Annotated in this window: 2 protein-coding genes and 1 pseudogene; 1 reads left to right on the top strand and 2 read right to left on the bottom strand. The window is 45.3% G+C overall.

Annotated features, from left to right (window positions below; genetic code table 11):
* Nucleotides 1-20: 20 nt before the first annotated feature.
* Together AC1DRJ_RS26460 and AC1DRJ_RS26455 are read right to left on the bottom strand one after the other, a co-directional pair.
* The gene (locus AC1DRJ_RS26460) at nucleotides 21-206 is read right to left on the bottom strand and encodes a hypothetical protein (RefSeq protein ID WP_477804750.1); all 186 of its coding nucleotides are present in this window, start codon (nucleotides 204-206) and stop codon (nucleotides 21-23) included.
* A 128-nt stretch (nucleotides 207-334) separates the two neighbouring features.
* Nucleotides 335-634: a hypothetical protein gene (locus tag AC1DRJ_RS26455; RefSeq protein ID WP_477804749.1), complete on the bottom strand. Its 300-nt coding sequence runs from the start codon at nucleotides 632-634 to the stop codon at nucleotides 335-337.
* Nucleotides 635-926: 292 nt separating this feature from the next.
* Between AC1DRJ_RS26455 and AC1DRJ_RS26450 the strand changes: the two are divergent.
* Nucleotides 927-1,583, top strand: a pseudogene (locus AC1DRJ_RS26450) (transposase); the annotation flags it as partial.
* Between the last annotated feature and the right edge of the window lie 179 nt (nucleotides 1,584-1,762).

Below are 1,762 nucleotides of genomic sequence, written 5' to 3'. Positions count from 1 at the left end.
CGGATAGCCAAACTACGAACTTACTTCACTTTGCAAGCCTTATCATCAGGTTTTTTATCGCAATCGACCGCAAAAATAGTTTTACCCACTTGGGACATCTGATCACCCAAGGCAGATCGCTGGGTTTGCATTTGCGAAGCCATACCTGTACCACCCAAAGTGAACAAACCTAGCATTAGAAAACTCAAACATATGAAGTTTTTCACGATTTCACCTTATCAAAACAAAGAGACAGAAAAAAAGAGGCCATTCTGTTTGTCCTCTCCCGCTTGTCACATCACAAACGATAGTGAGAAAGGGGACATATTTATTTAATCCCCTGTTTTATCCTGGATTACGCATCATGGATACCGGTAGGCGGAAAGATGTATACATCCCTTGAAAGACTCCAATCGGAAAACGTTAGATTGTCATTTGTTTCTCGCACGCAAACGTCAATTTTTTGATCTTTGAAAATTTGCAGAATTTTTTCGAACGTGGCTAGAACGTACTCCCCCTTGTTATCAACGACGGCAGTACCAAGCTTTTCGCCTGTACCCGATACATGTAAATATACTCTATACCCTTTGGTGCCTCGTCCATTTACGGTAATAGCGCCCGGACTGCCTCTGACTAAGTCGATGGTTGCAGACATGGTTTGTAATTCCCTTTGAAATGAGAAAGTGAGAAAGGGGAGGAAGGGGAGAAAGGGGAAATATTTATTTAATCTCCTCGCCATACTTTTTCTACGAAACAATCATATATAGGGCCGGAAATTAATTCACCTGATAAAAATTACAGGTTTTAATACCTTTTCGCGATACACGACCAAGCCAAATATAAAATACATCGAGAATTACTCTTCACCTGGATCACTCCCATTTGCTGCTACGCTTTCCCCACCACTACAAGGACGTAGGAGTCTATATGCCCAGGATGGACGAGTTGTGTTACCTAATTATCCGCATCATGTTGTGCAACGCGGCCACAACAAGCAGGTCGTGTTCGCTGAGCCAAGTGACTTCAGGCACTACCTCGAAGACCTGCGAGAACTCAAAACGCTGTTCGACGTGAAGGTTTATGCCTTCTGTTTGATGACCAGTCATGTCCATTTATTGCTCGCACCAGGAGACTCCATTGCGGGCCTAGGACAATTGATGAAAGGTCTGGCAGGCCGTATGACGCGGTACCGCAACAAGCTGGAAGGTCGTTCCGGCACCTTGTGGGAGAGTCGATACAAATCCAGCGTCGTTCAAACCGACACTTATTTGTTGGCATGTAGCCTATACATCGAACTCAATCCGGTGCGAGCGCAACTGGTTCAGCATTCTCAAGATTACCCTTGGTCTAGCTTGCACCWGCGCCTTAATGAAACGTCGGAAAACCACTGGCTGGACGAAGACCTTTGCTTCAACGGACTCGGTAAAACTCCAGACGAGTGCCTTGCGCGCTACTCCTCCTTTATGGAGCAGGCCATCCCTTCTTCAGAGTTGCAGTTGATCAGAGGGGCACTCCAACGCGGTCAGTTGACGGGAAATCCTCGATTTACAAATGAAATTGAACAAGTCACTGGATCGCGAATATCGCATCAAACGCGAGGTCGCGTCTTCGAAACATCTCGAATACAAGCACTAAGGGGACGATTAAATAGATCCGTTCCTTTTCCTGGTCCCTTTTCCTGCGACTGGCTGTACGAAGACCTTTGTTCAACAACGGACTTATCACGAAATGACATAAAAAACTGTCAGATATTACAGTTATCTCAGCAAGAAATATCCACTAC

It is taken from the genome of Pseudomonas sp. P5_B2 (genome assembly GCF_056400445.1).
The sequence above is the reverse complement of the archived record's forward strand: the minus strand, read 5'-3'. Positions and strand labels throughout refer to the sequence as shown.

What these genes read in the sequence shown, in the direction of transcription:
- AC1DRJ_RS26455 (WP_477804749.1), bottom strand. Translation starts at nt 634, where the DNA reads ATGTCTGCAACCATCGACTTAGTCAGAGGCAGTCCGGGCGCTATTACC.